Annotated in this window: 12 protein-coding genes and 2 tRNA genes; 13 read left to right on the forward strand and 1 reads right to left on the reverse strand. The window is 59.8% G+C overall.

Going from position 1 to position 15,051, the window contains the following annotated elements; translation table 11 throughout:
• Positions 1-124 precede the first annotated feature (124 nt).
• The 10 genes from GS_RS07220 to rlmB all read left to right on the forward strand — a co-directional run bounded on the left by GS_RS07220 (position 125) and on the right by rlmB (position 11,957).
• A complete protein-coding gene (locus GS_RS07220) occupies positions 125-1,237 on the forward strand; it encodes a HEAT repeat domain-containing protein (RefSeq protein WP_010942099.1) in 1,113 nt (370 codons plus the stop codon).
• Positions 1,227-2,645 (forward strand): glycosyltransferase family 2 protein, encoded by a 1,419-nt coding sequence (locus tag GS_RS07225; RefSeq protein ID WP_010942100.1) that lies wholly within the window; start codon positions 1,227-1,229, stop codon positions 2,643-2,645. The genes GS_RS07220 and GS_RS07225 overlap by 11 nt, the downstream gene beginning before the upstream one ends.
• Positions 2,638-2,814: a hypothetical protein gene (locus GS_RS07230; protein WP_235044998.1), complete on the forward strand. Its 177-nt coding sequence runs from the start codon at positions 2,638-2,640 to the stop codon at positions 2,812-2,814. The genes GS_RS07225 and GS_RS07230 overlap by 8 nt, the downstream gene beginning before the upstream one ends.
• A complete protein-coding gene (locus GS_RS07235) occupies positions 2,811-5,228 on the forward strand; it encodes a tetratricopeptide repeat protein (protein WP_010942102.1) in 2,418 nt (805 codons plus the stop codon). The genes GS_RS07230 and GS_RS07235 overlap by 4 nt, the downstream gene beginning before the upstream one ends.
• A gap of 4 nt (positions 5,229-5,232) precedes the next feature.
• Complete coding sequence (locus GS_RS07240; RefSeq protein ID WP_010942103.1) at positions 5,233-6,000, forward strand: polysaccharide deacetylase family protein; 768 nt, start codon at positions 5,233-5,235, stop codon at positions 5,998-6,000.
• Positions 6,001-6,003: 3 nt separating this feature from the next.
• On the forward strand, positions 6,004-7,578 hold the full coding sequence (locus tag GS_RS07245; RefSeq protein ID WP_010942104.1) for a tetratricopeptide repeat protein: 1,575 nt from the start codon (positions 6,004-6,006) through the stop codon (positions 7,576-7,578).
• 88 nt (positions 7,579-7,666) lie between these two features.
• Positions 7,667-8,728, forward strand: coding sequence for a flavodoxin-dependent (E)-4-hydroxy-3-methylbut-2-enyl-diphosphate synthase (gene ispG, locus GS_RS07250; RefSeq protein ID WP_010942105.1), 1,062 nt, complete (start codon positions 7,667-7,669; stop codon positions 8,726-8,728).
• Positions 8,729-8,744: 16 nt separating this feature from the next.
• Positions 8,745-10,457, forward strand: a complete 1,713-nt coding sequence (locus GS_RS07255) for a proline--tRNA ligase (RefSeq protein ID WP_010942106.1) — start codon at positions 8,745-8,747, stop codon at positions 10,455-10,457.
• Positions 10,458-10,480: 23 nt separating this feature from the next.
• On the forward strand, positions 10,481-11,200 hold the full coding sequence (pyrF, locus tag GS_RS07260) for an orotidine-5'-phosphate decarboxylase (protein WP_010942107.1): 720 nt from the start codon (positions 10,481-10,483) through the stop codon (positions 11,198-11,200).
• Positions 11,201-11,219: 19 nt separating this feature from the next.
• A complete protein-coding gene (rlmB, locus tag GS_RS07265) occupies positions 11,220-11,957 on the forward strand; it encodes a 23S rRNA (guanosine(2251)-2'-O)-methyltransferase RlmB (protein ID WP_010942108.1) in 738 nt (245 codons plus the stop codon).
• Between the two features lie 114 nt (positions 11,958-12,071).
• Here rlmB and GS_RS07270 read toward each other — a convergent pair.
• A tRNA-Leu gene (locus GS_RS07270) sits at positions 12,072-12,158 on the reverse strand.
• A gap of 124 nt (positions 12,159-12,282) precedes the next feature.
• On the opposite strand from GS_RS07270, the gene GS_RS07275 reads away from it, so the two are divergent.
• The 3 genes from GS_RS07275 to GS_RS07285 all read left to right on the forward strand — a co-directional run bounded on the left by GS_RS07275 (position 12,283) and on the right by GS_RS07285 (position 15,010).
• Positions 12,283-12,358, forward strand: a tRNA-Ala gene (locus GS_RS07275).
• A 164-nt stretch (positions 12,359-12,522) separates the two neighbouring features.
• Complete coding sequence (aspS, locus tag GS_RS07280; RefSeq protein WP_010942109.1) at positions 12,523-14,307, forward strand: aspartate--tRNA ligase; 1,785 nt, start codon at positions 12,523-12,525, stop codon at positions 14,305-14,307.
• Between the two features lie 13 nt (positions 14,308-14,320).
• Positions 14,321-15,010: a LysM peptidoglycan-binding domain-containing protein gene (locus GS_RS07285; RefSeq protein ID WP_010942110.1), complete on the forward strand. Its 690-nt coding sequence runs from the start codon at positions 14,321-14,323 to the stop codon at positions 15,008-15,010.
• Positions 15,011-15,051 lie beyond the last annotated feature (41 nt).

A 15,051-nucleotide genomic window follows, 5' to 3' on the forward strand; every position in this document is an offset into this window, starting at 1 on the left:
TCAGGGATTGTCAATGACTCAGGCCGGTGGATGAACAGTGGTTTGAGTTGCATCCTGAGAAGAATTTTACTAATATTTTCAATTTTTCCATGCAACGGCTAGCAGTTCAGGGGGCATCTGAGACATGGTCGAGCTTTACTTGCATCTGCTAACTACCGGCATGATCAGGGATTTCATCGTTGCGGTGAATATCCTGCTCTTTGTCGTCACACTCGGTCTTTTCCTGACCCTTTTGTTTCACAAGGTTTACGTGGAGAGGCGCACCCGCCGCCTTGCTGCTCTCAAGGAGCGGTATCTCGAAGAGCTGACGCACAAATGCTATGAACCAACCCTTGCGATCCCGAAGCCGACCACGGCACTGGAGTACGATGCTCTTGGCGCCGTGTTTGCCACGATGCTCGTGAACGTCTCCGGCGCCATGGCCGCCAGCGTGCGATGCTTCATCCGCGAACTGGGCATTGATGCCTATTACCGGGCTCGCGTCCGGTCCCGCTCGTGGGTGAAGAGGTATGTGGCGGTCGAGAAACTCGGCTATTTCGGCTTTCCCGAGCTGAAGCCCCTGTTTCGTTCACTGCTCGATACCGAGAGGGATACGCGGATCATTCCCAAGCTCGTCTGGGCTCTCAGCGTGATTGCCGACCGTGACGACGTGCCATTCATCAATCGCGTCCTGAAAGATCCCCTGTTCATGTCAGCCAAGTTCAACGAATATATTTACACGAATATTATTCGTGCGTTCCGTGAGCGGGATCAGGAGCAGGAACTGCTGGAACTGTTCACATTTCTCATGGACGACGAAGCGCTGCCGGTCATTCTCAAGCGGGATATCATCCAGGCGTGCGGCAGCGAGATGTTCCTCATCGCCAAGGATCTTGCAGCTGACTGCTTCCGCCGCTTCCACGAAGTGGCCGAGATGCGGATCGCCTGCATTCGCACTCTGCAGCGTTTTTCGGCGGTGGACACGGAGGTGCTTCTGAGCGAATGCCTCCGGGATACCGATTGGCGAATCAGAGGCGTTGCCGCCAAGAGTGCCCACCTTTACTCCCCGGCAGTCGTGGGTTCATTGCGGCAGCTGCTCCACGACGAAAGCTACCACGTGCGGATTAATTCCGCACTCTCTCTCTCCAGAATGGGAGAGGCGGGGCTCGAAGTCCTCGTGGATGCAACCCGGAGCGAGGACCGGTTCGTGCGCGATGTTTCTCAATACGTGCTGAAGAGGCTCATCTATGCTTCATAACATCGTTGCCTTCCTGCTGGCGATCCAGCCGGTGATCTTCATTTATTTCATCGTGCTGAACGGGTTCTACACCCTGTTCACCATCATCTCCCTGCGTGACATCCGCAACTATCTGAATGCCGTCACGAGCCAGAGCATCGACAACGTGCTCAACGGGATGTTCTATCGGCCCCTGTCTATCCTCGTGCCCGCCTACAACGAGGAAAAGACCATCGTTTCCTCGGTGAAGTCGCTGCTCGCCCTGCGGTATCCCGAGTACGAAGTCATCGTCATCAACGACGGGTCCACCGACGGCACTCTTGAAAGTCTCATCAACGAATTCCGTCTTGTCCGGATCGACAAGCCCATCAGCCTGCATGTTCCCCATCGGCCGATCATTGCCAAGTACGTTTCCGTCGACCATCCCTACCTCTTCGTGCTGGACAAGGAGAACGGCGGCAAGGCCGATGCCCTCAACGCGGGGATAAACGCTTCCCAGTTTCCCCTGTTCTGCTCGATCGATGCCGACTCCGTGCTTGAGGACGATGCGCTCATCCGTGCGACGCGGCTTTTCGTGGAAGACCGGGAGGTCGTTGCCACCGGCGGTATCGTGCGGGTCCTTAACGGTTGCGAGGTGGAGGACGGCATCGTCAAGGGGGTCCGCGCTCCCCGGGGGATGCTGGAGTGCTTCCAGACTGTGGAGTACACCAAGGGGTTCCTCTCGGGGCGGACATCGTGGAATTACTTCAGGAGCTTGCTGATCATCTCGGGCGCCTTCGGCATCTTCCGCAAGGACATGGTGATGGCCGTCAAAGGGTACCGCGAGAGCGTGGGCGAGGACATGGACTTGGTGGTGCGGCTCCACCGCCATTGCCGCCAGAACCGGATTCGCTACAAGGTAGTGTTTGTGCCCGATCCTGTCTGTTGGACCCAGGTTCCTTCGGATATGGCATCGCTCCTCAAACAGCGCAATCGCTGGCACCGTGGCCTCATTGACAGCCTTTGGCACAACAGGGGCATGTTCCTCAACCCCCGCTACGGTACGGTCGGACTGTTCGGGTTCCCCTATTTTGTTACGGTTGAACTACTCGGGCCGGCAGTTGAATTTATTGGCTATTTCGGCTTCGTGCTTCTCTTTTTCCTGGGTCAGGTGAATCGCGAGTTTGCAATTCTCTTTTTCCTCCTGGCTGTTCTCTGGGGAACTTGGATTAATCTCGGCTCCATCTTTCTCGATAACCTCATTTACAAGCGCTACAAGGGGTTGGGCGACGTCCTGAAGCTTTGCCTCTTCGGTCTACTCGAATTTTTCGGGTACCGGCAGATCATCGTGGTTGAACGGCTCATCGCCACGTTCATGTTCTGGAAAAAGGGGTGGGGCAAGCCCAAGCGAAAGGAGATCGATGGTGAAGTGTCTGGTTCGGTTGCCTAGCAGGATACTCTATCTGGTGCCGCGGGTGCTGCTCCTGGCCCTGTTCCTGACCTACGTGACGTTCATGCTCCTGTCTTCCTATGAATGGTTCCGTCCCGTGGAGGTGGCCGTCCAGGGGGCACTGGCGAAACTGGTGCAGGGTGCGGCCGGCTTGTGGAGCAGGCTATGACGGGCAAGCCGCTGACCGACTATGTGGCTCTCGGATTCACGGCCCTGGAACGGGGCGACTGCCAGGAGGCGGTCAACATCTTCCGTCGGGCCCAGGAGACGGGACCGACTGCCCGGAGTTTCGTGGGGCTCGGCCTTGCCTTTCACCGGCTCGGCGATCCGCCGGCAGCCCGCTGGGCCTTTGCCAAGGCCCTCGACCTGGAGCCTGCCGACCGGGATGCCAACGAGTGGATCGAACGGATCGGCAGACCTGCCGTGCCGGCGCGGACCAGCGGGGGCCGCGGATGCCGTTTCCGGGCCGGTGAGGATTTCCTGCAGATCAAGGAGAATGGTTCCTGGCGCAGGTTCTTCATCAAGGGAATCAACCTGGGGCTGGGCCTGCCGGGGTACTTCCCGGGCGAGTACCCTATTCACCGGGAGACCTATCGCCGGTGGTTCCGGCTCATGGGAGAGCTGGGGGTGAACTCGCTACGGGTCTACGCGGTGCAGTCCCCTGGATTCTACGAAGCGCTGGCCGATCATAACGAGCAGGGGGGACGGCTTTTCCTCTTTCAGGGAATCTGGCTGGAGCTGCCCGAAGATGGCGATTTCCGCGGCCGGGACTTTCTGGCGTATGCCCATCGGCAGATTCGCGAGGCGGTGGACTCGGTCTGCGGCAGTGCCGACTTCCCCGAGCGCCCCGGCCTGCCCCACGGTTCCTACCGCCGCGACGTTTCCCCCTGGACTGCCGCCTATGTGGTCGGCCGTGAATGGGAAAGCTGCGCGGTACGCGCTTTCAACGGGCGCTACGGCCGCAAGCGGGGCGGTTTTGCCGGCCAGTTCCTGAAGGTTGACGACGGGCTCCCCTTTGAGCAATGGGCCGCCGAGATCTGCGACTACCTCCAATCCTACGAGCATGCCACCTATGACTGCACCCATCCGGTAACCACCATCAACTGGCCGACACTGGACCCCCTGACCCATCCGTCGGAGTCCACCTACGAAGAGGGGCTCATTCGCCAGGGTTTCCAGGTGAACGTGGACGTCTGCAATGAGGACGAGGACGTGGAGACCTTTGATCCCGCGCTCATCGCCTCGCGGCAAGGGGCGGGGTTCTTTGCCACCTATCACGTCTATCCCTACTATCCCGATTTTCTCAACAACGACTTCCTGGATGTCGAAAACCCCTACCGGGAGTACCTGAAGCGGCTCAGACGCCACCATGGTCGACAGCCTGTGGTTATCGCCGAGTTCGGGGTGCCGTCGAGCCGTGAGGCAACTCACTGGCAGCGAGATGGCTGGCATCATGGCGGTCATGACGAGGTCTCCCAAGGGAAAATCAATGGTTACATGATGGAGGCCATCCGCGACGCGGGGCTGGCCGGGGGGATGCTGTTCAGCTGGTTTGACGAGTGGTTCAAGCGAAACTGGGTCTTTCTTCCCTATGAACTCCCGGCCGAACGCAACCCCTTTTGGTTCAATCACCAGGATGCCGAGCAGACCTACGGCCTCATGGCCGCCTATCCCGGTTATCCCGGCAAGGTCGTGACCCTGGCCGGACGACGTGAAGAATGGCGTGACGCCTCGCTCCTCCAGGAGAAGAGGGGAGGCGCCCCCCTGCACCGTTTCGGCGACGGCCGCGACGGGGCGCGAACCCTCGTGCGGCTTTCAGCGCGGCACGATGAGGGATTTTTCTATCTCTGCCTCGAAACGGCCGAACCGGTCGATTTCAGCGCGGCCCACTACCTGATTGGCCTCAATACCTGTGGGGCGAAGGCGGGGGAGACGCTTCTCCCCTTCGACACCAACGCCCGAAGCCCGCTGGGGCTCACCTTCCTGATCCATCTGGCCGGCGAGGGCGCGAGCCGCATCCTGGTAAGCCGTTTCTACGACAAATATCTCAATGAGGGACTGCCGGTCCGCCCCGTGCCGTCCGATACGGGAGAGTGGGTGGTCATGCAGAACATCACCAACCACCGCCGCATCAGCAAGGACGGCACCCGGTTCTACCCCTCCCGGGTCTTCTCCATGAGCGGGCTGCGCTTCGGCAGCCTCGATCCGCAAAGTCCCCGCTTCGACTCCCTGGCCGACTGGCATGTCTCGGGCACTCTGATTGAGCTTCGGCTGCCCTGGGGGCTCCTGAACATCACCGACCCCAGTTCCCGGCAGGTCCTCTGGATGGCGGAACAAGGGGGCAAGACCCACACCACCGACGGCATTGCCGCCATCGCGTGTTCTTATCGCCCGTCGGGCGAGGGGCTCGCCGCCCGTCCCACGGGCGGGCGGACAAATCTGGCCGATTCCTTGCCCGCCGGTCTCGGCTCTGATGCCGTCCGACGCTATCAATGGGAGAGGTGGAACCACCCCCTGTACCACACCTATCTCAAGCGGAGCTACTACCTCTACCGGGATGTACTCGACCGGATGCCGGAGTGATGCCGTGAACGTGAGCCGCAGACAATTTCTGATCATCGGGGGAGCTGCGCTGGCAGCCATGGCCGTCCCACTGCCGGTCTCGGCCCGGAAGGACACGGTGGTGCCGGTGCTCATGTACCACGATGTCTCCAACCATTTCCACGATCCCTTTACCATCTCACCCGCGCTCTTTGCCGCCCACATGGAGTGGCTCCATGCTGCCGGCTACCGGGCCGTGACGGTGGGGGAAGCCCTGGCCGGGCGGGGAGCCACTGCCGGCAAAATGGTGGTTATCACGTTTGACGACGGCTATGCCTCGTTTCTGGACTATGTCCATCCGCTTCTGCTTCAGTATGGCTTCTCGGCCGCAATTTCGGTCATCGGCAGTCATGTGGGGACCTGGCTGGAGCGGGATGGCCGCCGGCCCATGCTGAGCTGGGACGAGTATCGCTATCTGGCGGCGCGGCGAGTGGAGGTAGGGTGCCATGCCTATCATCTCCACGCCATCGAGCGGTTGCGGCATGCCTCGGCCGACGAATTGGCTGAAGATCTGGAGCTCTTTCAGAAGACCATGGCGCGGGAGATGGGGCGGCGGGCTACGCTTCTGGCCTGGCCCTACGGAATCTACACGTCCGAGCGGGTTCAGATTGCCCGGCAGGCCGGATTTGTGCACATTCTTACCTCCAACGAGGGATATGTGGATGACGGCACCGATCCGGGGGCGATCCCGCGGCTCAATATCGATAATCGGCTTGACCTTGTTTCGTTCAGTAATTATCTCAGGGGGGAATGAAGAATGACGAAGACGATCATCCCGGCAGTCATGCTCGTGGTGATGCCCTGTGCGGCACTGGCTTCGGCGCCAGCCGACCTGTTCCGGGGCGGGAAGATAGACGAGGCGGTGACAGCCTATCGCGCCACCATCGGCCAAGCCTCCGCGGCACGGGAAAAGGCGATGCTCCACAAGGAGTTGGGCGATCTGTACGCAGAAAAAGATCAGTATGCCGAAGCAGCTGATGAGTACGTCGCGGCTCTGGCGCTCGACCACGGCTTTCCAACGACTGAACGGATCAGGATGGCAGTGGCCGTTTCGTGGGCCAACCGGCTGGACGATGCGATCTTCGCGTTGCGCGCCGTGGTTGCCGACGAACCGGACAACACCACTGCCCGGACCCATCTGGCCCGAACCCTGTCCTGGCGTGGTGATCAGCCCGATGCCATTGCCGAGGCCGATCGTGTCCTAGCAGCTCGACCCGGAGACCGGGATGCGCTTCTGGTCAAGGCAAACGCCCTCCGTTGGCAGGGTAACAGTAGCCAGGCCCTGCCGCTCTACCAACAGATCCTGGCGGGGAGTGACGACTTCGATACCCGCCTGGGTCTTGCCTTTGCCCAGCTCCAGACCGGCAACAAGCAGGAGGCAACCGCCAATGCCGCCATCCTCAAGCCCCGATTCCCCTACCAGGAGCGGGACTTGAAGAGACTCCGGGAGGAAATCGAAAATACCACCGCTAATACGGTCGAGGCGTCATACACTCGCTACGGTGATTCGGACGACAACAAGGCGGACCGTTTCGGCGTTGCCTACACCCATCGCCAGGGTGACTGGAGCCTCTCCGGTTCCTACCGCCACTTCACGGTAAACGATACCGTCGGCGACACCTATGCCGACATCCTCGATGCGGGCGGTTATCTGCGCCTGGCCGGCCGCTACGGTGTCGGCGCCGGTATCGGCGTGGCTCGTTTGGACAGCGGCTCATCCGACATGAACCTGACCTGGCGCCTCAACGCCGACGCCGATGTAGCGCGAGGCGGTGTAAGTCTTTCCCTGCGCAAGGACGTTCTCACCGACACCGCATCCCTGGTGGAGAACCGGATCAGATACCTCTCCGCCGGCATCAGCGCCAGCCAGCGCATCACCCAGCGCTTTACCCTGTTCGGCGGTTACTCCTGGCGCGACTACTCCGACGACAACAGCGCCCATGACCTGCTTATCGCTCCGTCCTATACCCTCTACACCGGCGACCCCACGGTGCGGACCGGCTACCGCTTCCGATACCTCAATTTCGACCGCCAGAGCTTCGGCGGCTATTTCGATCCGAACGACTTCATATCTCACCAGCTTTTTGTCTCCGTCGACTGGCAACTCGACCGCATCTTCCTCTATGCGGAGCCCTATGGCGGATTCCAGTCCTTCGACCGCTACGGCGATCACACCGACGATATCTTCGGCGGCTTCAGCGGCACCCTCGGCTACCGCTTTACCAAGCGCCTCACGGGTGAGGTGAACGGGGAGCTCGGCAACTACGCCCTCGGCGCCACCTCCGGTTTCGAGTACTACTCCGTCGGAACCCGCTTCGCCTATTCCTTCTGATCAGCCGGCTGAACATGCCCCGTTCGGACCTCCGGACGGGGCACGATTTCTTGACTTTTCGCCGAATGTCCGGCTACTATGCCCCGTTATGAAAGCCAAGACGAGACAGATCCGAGTGGGGAACGTACCGGTGGGCGGCGATGCGCCCTGCTCGGTGCAATCCATGTGCAATACCGATACGCGGGACGCGGGCGCCACCCTTGATCAGATCAACGCCCTGGCGGCTGCGGGCTGTGAAATCGTCCGCTGCGCCGTCCCCGACATGGCCGCTGCCGAGGCCTTGGGCGCCATCAAGCGCCAAAGCCCCATCCCGGTTATTGCCGACATCCACTTTGACTACAAACTTGCCCTGAAGGTACTGGAGGGGGGAATTGACGGCCTGCGTCTCAATCCCGGCAATATCGGCGAACGGTGGAAGGTGGAAGAGGTTGTAGCAGCGGCCCGGGAACGGCTGGTACCCATCCGCATCGGCGTCAATGCCGGCTCTCTAGAAAAGGAGCTTCTTCAGAAATACGGCCACCCGACCGCCGAGGCCATGGTCGAGTCGGCCCTTGGCCATGTGCGTATTCTCGAAGAACTCGGCTACGATCAGATCAAGATATCTCTCAAGGCATCGGACGTACCCAAGACGGTGGCGGCTTACCGGCTTCTGGCCCAACGGATCGACTATCCGCTTCACATCGGCATTACCGAAGCGGGCACTATGTTCTCCGGAACCATCAAGTCAGCCGTGGGGCTTGGCATCCTGCTTGCCGACGGCATCGGCGATACGCTCCGGGTATCCCTCACGGGTGATCCGGTGGACGAGGTGCGGGTCGGCTTCGAGATCCTCAAGGCGCTTAATCTCAGACAAAAAGGGATTAATCTTGTCTCCTGCCCCACCTGCGGCCGTTGCCAGATCAACCTCATCGGGGTGGCCGAAGAGGTTGAGAAGCGTCTCGCCGGCATCGACGCCCATCTCACCGTGGCGGTCATGGGATGCGTCGTGAACGGACCCGGCGAGGCCCGCGAGGCCGACGTGGGGATTGCCGGCGGACGGGGCGAGGGGCTCCTGTTCCGCAACGGGGAAATCGTCCGCAAGGTGCCGGAGGCCGACATGGCCGATGCGCTGATTGCGGAAGTCGAAAAGATACTCGCTGAAAAACACTAATTTCCGAGGTTAGTCGATGCGTTACACCAACTACTTCATCCCCACCCTCAAGGAAACCCCGTCCGACGCCGAGGTGGTCTCTCACCAGCTCATGCTCCGGGCCGGTATGATCCGTAAACTTGCCGCGGGCATCTACAATTATCTGCCGTTGGGACTGCGCTCCATCCGCAAAGTGGAAACAATCGTGCGCGAGGAGATGGACCGCGCCGGCGCCATCGAGCTGCTGATGCCGAGCGTACAACCGGCCGAGCTCTGGCAGGAATCCACCCGGTGGGAACAGTACGGCAAGGAACTTTTGCGCTTCAAGGACCGCAAGGATGCGGAATTCTGTCTCGGACCCACCCATGAGGAAGTGGTCACCGACATTGTCCGCCGTGAAGTGAAAAGCTACCGGCAGATGCCCTTCAACCTCTACCAGATCCAGGCCAAGTTCCGGGACGAGATCCGCCCCCGGTTCGGCCTCATGCGGGGGCGCGAGTTCATCATGAAGGACGCCTATTCCTTCGACGTCGACAGCTCCGCTTCGGATCTTTCCTATGACAAGATGTACCAGGCCTATCGCCGGATTTTCCAGCGCTGCGGCCTCAAATTCAGGGCAGTGGAGGCAGATACCGGCTCCATCGGCGGTTCGTCGTCCCACGAATTCATGGTGCTTGCCGATTCGGGCGAGGATGCCATTGTTTCATGCACCCAGTGCGAGTATGCCGCCAACGTGGAAAAGGCCGAGGCCCGACCCGCCCCTGCCGAGCATGCCGAGCCGCGCCCTCTGGAAAAGGTGGAGACACCGGCCAAGCGGAGTGTCGAAGAGGTAACGGCCTTCCTCGGCATCCCCTCGTCCGCCCTGGTGAAAACGCTGCTGGTAGTGGCCGACGGTACACCCGTGGCCGCCCTCGTGCGCGGCGATCACGACCTGAACGAGATCAAGCTCAAACATTTGTTGGGTTGCGAGACCCTGGAGATGGCCAACGAGGAAATGGTGACCAGGGTAACCGGCGCTCCCGTGGGCTTTGCCGGCCCGGTGGGGCTGAACATCAAGATCGTTGCCGATCTGGCCGTCCAGGGGATGAAGAACTTCGTTACCGGAGCCAATGCCGGCGATCTGCACCTGAAAAACGTCACCATCGGCCGCGACTTTACCCCGACTCAGTATGCCGACATCCGCAACGTGGTCCACGGTGACCCCTGTCCCCGTTGCGAGGCGGGACACCTCGAACTGTGGCGAGGCATCGAGGTGGGGCACGTCTTCAAGCTGGGCACCAAGTATTCGGAGGCCCTGCGCGCCACCTACCTGGACGCCGACGGCAAGGAGCAGATCATCTTCATGGGGTGCTACGGTATTGGCATCAGCCGGACCGTGGCCGCCTGCATCGAGCAGAACCATGATGCCGACGGCATCATCTTCCCCATTCCCATTGCCCCGTTCCACTGCATCGTCTCGGCGGTCAACACCAAGGACGCAGAGGTCATGGCCGCCTGTGAGTCACTCTATCTCGACCTGCGCGCCGCAGGGGTGGAGGTGCTCTTCGACGATCGCGACGAGCGCCCAGGCATCAAGTTCAAGGACGCCGATCTCATCGGCATACCCCTCCGTTTGGTGGTCGGCTCGAAGAATCTGGCCGACGGCAAGGTGGAGCTCAAGAGCCGCAGGACCGGCGAGGTGGAACTGCTTCCGCTGGCCGGCGCGGTGGAAAAGGTCCGGAACATCGTGGCCGAAGCCCTCGGCCGGTAACCGTACAAGGAGATATCACCGTTATGACAAGAGATCAAGCGCGGGAGAAGGTTATCTTCGCCCTCGATTCCAGTGAATTCGCCCATGTCCAGTACTGGGCCGAAACCCTGTCCGACCGGGTGGGCATGTTCAAGGTCGGCAAGCAGTTGTTCACCGCCTGCGGGCCGGCCACGGTCCGGATGATCCAGAAATTCGGCGGAGAGGTTTTCCTGGACCTCAAGTTCCACGATATTCCCAACACCGTTGCCATGGCCTCCCTTGAGGCAGCCCGGCTGGGAGTAAAACTCTTCAACCTCCATGCCCTGGGAGGGTACGAGATGATGGCCCGCACGGTGGAGGCGCTGGACAAGGAGTTCAAGGGGGGGGAGAGAGCGAAGGTGCTGGCCGTTACCATCCTTACCTCCTCAACCGAAGAGACCCTGCGCCAGGTGGGGATCGAATCGCCGGTGGAGGAGATGGTCGTGCGGCTCGCCACCCTGGCCAGGAAGGCCGGCATCGACGGCGTGGTCGCTTCACCGCGGGAGATCCCCCTTATCCGCGAGGCATGCGGTCCCGATTTCCTCATCGTCACGCCGGGGGTACGCCCGGCCTTCGCCGCTCTCAACGACCAGAAGCGGGTCATGACTCCTGCTGAAGCGGTCAGGGCAGGGGGGGATTACCTCGTTATCGGCCGCCCGATCGGCGACGCCCCTGACCCGGCCGGCGCAGCCGAAATGATTCTCGACGAGATCATGGCCGGCTGAGGGAAAAAGGAACCACAGCGTGAAAGAAGAAATTCTGTACGGAATCAACAGTGTGATGGAGGCCCTGCGCGGATCGCGGAGGGCCTTCGAACTTTTCGTTTCCCGGGAGACCCACGACCGGCGCACGGAGAAACTGCTCGCGTTTGCCGCTGAAAGGGGGGTGCCGGTCCGAACGCGCGACAAGCGCGACCTTGCCCGTCTCTGCGGTACCGACCACCATCAGGGTGTTGCCCTGCGAGTCGAAGGCTTTGCGTACGCCGCTCTTGAAGACATCATCGCCTCATGGCAATCCTCCGGGGAGCCGGGACTCATTCTTGTTTTGGATGGAATACAGGACCCGCACAATCTGGGAGCGCTCATCCGAAGCGCCGCCTGTGCCGGAGCCCATGGCGTCATTATCCCCAGAGACCGGGCCGCCGGCGTAACCGCTTCGGTTGAAAAGATTTCTGCCGGCGCAACAGAGACGATTCCGGTGGCCCAGGTGACGAATGTCGTCCAGGCGCTGGAAACTCTCAAAGAAGAAGGGTTCTGGGCATTCGGCACTGCCGACAGTGCGGCCTCGTCACTCTATAGTCATGACTTGACCGGCAATGTCGTCATCGTGATCGGCGGTGAAGGGGAGGGGGTCAGGCCCCTCGTGCGGAAGAAGTGCGATTTCCTCGTGGCTATCCCCCTGAAAGGAGGGGTTAGCTCGCTCAATGCCTCAGTGGCGGGGGGCGTTGTCCTCTTCGAGGTGGTGCGACAGCGTCTGTCTTGACGCTGTGTACGCGTGTCTGAATGGGGAAAGGTTTTGTGTTAAATTGTGTCAAATAGCTTGTGAATAAGGTTGTTGATAAAAAAGGGGCTCCCCATCGGGAAGCCCTTTTTTAGCTGGTGCCGGAGGTCGGAATCGAACCGACACGGGGTTGCCCCCGGCGGATTTTGAGTCCGCTGCGTCTACCAGTTTCACCACTCCGGCAAAAGTGTTCGGATTATAGATGCAAGGTCGGCGGAGCGTCAAGGGGAAATGCCCTCTGCGCAGGTGATAAAAAATGTGTTGACACCCCTCGACCTGTTTGGTATAAATCAGGTCTCTTTTGAACGGGGCTGTAGCTCAGCTGGGAGAGCGCTTGAATGGCATTCAAGAGGTCGTCAGTTCGATCCTGATCAGCTCCACCAAAACACAGAAGGTTGGCCGAAAGGCCAACCCCTTTTTGCGTCTTATGGTGCATCTGTCAAGGTCTTTCCCTTGTGCGTCGGCAGTCTATTATTCCTTGAAGTAGATTTGCGCTTTCAGTATACTTGACCGGTTTTTTAAGTGACGAGACAGGAGGTTTTTACCGATGACCGATATGCTTGGCGACTGGAAACGATCTCACCTCTGCGGAACCTTGACCAAAGCCGATGTGGGCAAGCAGGTGACGCTCATGGGCTGGGTGATGCGCCGTCGTGACCACGGCGGACTCATTTTTATCGATCTTCGCGACCGGGAAGGGCTTGCCCAGATTGTTTTCGATCCCGCCAAGGCGCCAGAGGCCCATCGGGAGGCCGAGGCCGTCCGCAACGAATACGTCGTGGCCATTAAGGGTGAGGTTGTTCCGCGCCCCGAGGGGACCGTCAATCCGAACATGAAAACGGGAGAAGTGGAGATTCTCGTCACCCAGTGCAAGTTGTTGAACCGTTCCAAGGCGCTTCCCTTTACGCTTGATGATTATGTCGATGTGGCCGAGAACCTGCGCCTCAAGCATCGTTATCTCGATCTGCGCCGTACGCCTCTTCAACAGAACCTGATTCTTCGTTCCCGGGTTAGCCAGGTTACCCGCCAGTATCTGACCGAAAACGGTTTTCTGGAGATTGAAACTCCGTTCCTCACCAAGTCGACCCCCGAAGGCGCCAGGGACTTCCTCGTGCCGTCCCGGATCAATCAAGGCAACTTTTACGCTCTCCCTCAATCGCCCCAGATATTTAAGCAGATTCTCATGATTTCGGGTTTTGATCGCTACTTCCAGGTCGTTCGCTGCTTCCGGGACGAAGACCTGCGGGCCGATCGCCAGCCGGAGTTTACGCAAATCGACTGTGAGCTTTCCTTTGTTGATCGCGATGACGTTATTGCCGTCATGGAAGGCTTGATCGCGCGAATTTTCAAGGAGGCAAAGGAGATTGACGTTCAGCTTCCGATCCCGCGCATGACGTATGCCGAGGCGATCCGCCGCTACGGCGTCGATAACCCCGATGTCCGTTTTGGCCTTGAATTGGTGGAGCTGACAGACATCGTCAAAGGATCCGGCTTCAAGGTTTTCGCCGATGTGGCCGCCGGCGGGGGTATCATCAAGGGGCTCAACGCCAAGGGCTGCGCACGCTTCTCCCGCAAGGAGATCGACGACCTTACCGAATTCGTCAAGATTTATGGAGCCAAGGGGCTCGCGTATGTCAAGATCGAGGGAGGAGAATGGCACTCTCCCATAGCCAAGTTCTTTACCGCCCAAGAGATTGCCGATATGAATAGGGCTTTCGGAGCCGAGGAAGGCGACCTTCTCCTTTTTGTGGCCGACAAGCCGAAGGTCGTCAATGACTCGCTGGGCAAGCTCCGCAATCAACTGGCCCAGATTCTCGGACTCGTCGACAAGGGGACCTTCAAATTTGTCTGGATCACTGACTTCCCGTTGCTGGAGTGGGACGAGGAGGAGAAGCGTTGGGCCGCTGTCCATCACCCCTTCACCGCACCCATGGACGAAGATCTCGACAAGGTCGAGTCAGACCCCGGGGCCTGCCGTGCCAAGGCCTACGACCTGGTTCTCAATGGTAACGAGATCGGTGGCGGTAGTATCAGGATTCATCAACAGCACATCCAGTCACTGATGTTCAGGATGCTCGGCCTGTCCGAGGAAGAGGCCCGCGCCAAATTCGGATTCCTTCTGGATGCTCTGGAATTCGGCACACCTCCGCACGGAGGCATTGCCTTCGGCATGGATCGACTCATAATGCTTCTTACTGGCAGTGACTCCATCCGAGACGTTATTGCGTTCCCCAAAACGCAGAAGGGTGCTTGTCTCATGTCCGACGCCCCGTCGCCGGTTGATTCTAAGCAGCTCAGGGAGTTGGCCATCAAGGTGACGGTCAAGCAGTGATCGGGGATTCCCTATGAAGGTCCGTGCCGGCATTTCCGCACTTGTGACCATTGCGGTTCTTGCGGGGTGCGCCTCACACCTGCCGGTCTACCGGATTGATGCTCTCGCCAGGCTTTCTGCTGTAAAGATGATGGGGGCGGAGAAGTATGCACCTCCGGAGTTGGCTAGTCTTCAACAGGCCATTGTCGATGGGGACGCGCTCATGCAGAGTGGTGAGCATGAGCTGGCCGACAGCTATTATCTGCTGGCCATTCGCAAAAGCGAGGCCGTGGAGCGGAGCATCGCCCGTGAGCGTGAACATGAACGGGCGATGCAGGTGCGGAGCGAGAACGAGCGGCTTGCTCGTGAGCGCCAGAAGGCACTCGAAGAACTGAAACGCGAACTTGCGGAAAAGGAAAAGGAAGAGAAAAAGCGAATCGAAAGAGCTCCTCAGCCTGTCCGTGACAAGGAGAAAGAAAAAGAGGTCAGGTCGTTTCCGCTCCACCATACGGTAAAGCGTGGCGAAAGCCTTCCGCAAATCGCCGCACAGCCTGACGTTTACGGCGATGCAGCGCTCTGGCCTCTCTTGTACCGTGCCAACCGCGATCAGATACGTGACCCTGGTAGAATATGGCCTGGACAGGTACTCAGAATTCCTCGAAATATCTCACGTGATGACCTCGCGGAGGCAAGGCGTTACGCGCAGGAGCGACCAGCGCCCTGATCACGTGGGAAGAGACAGAAAGCCGGGATTTTCCCGGCTTT

Origin of the sequence: Geobacter sulfurreducens PCA (assembly GCF_000007985.2) — a bacterium.
GTDB classification, from domain to species: Bacteria; Desulfobacterota; Desulfuromonadia; order Geobacterales; family Geobacteraceae; genus Geobacter; species Geobacter sulfurreducens.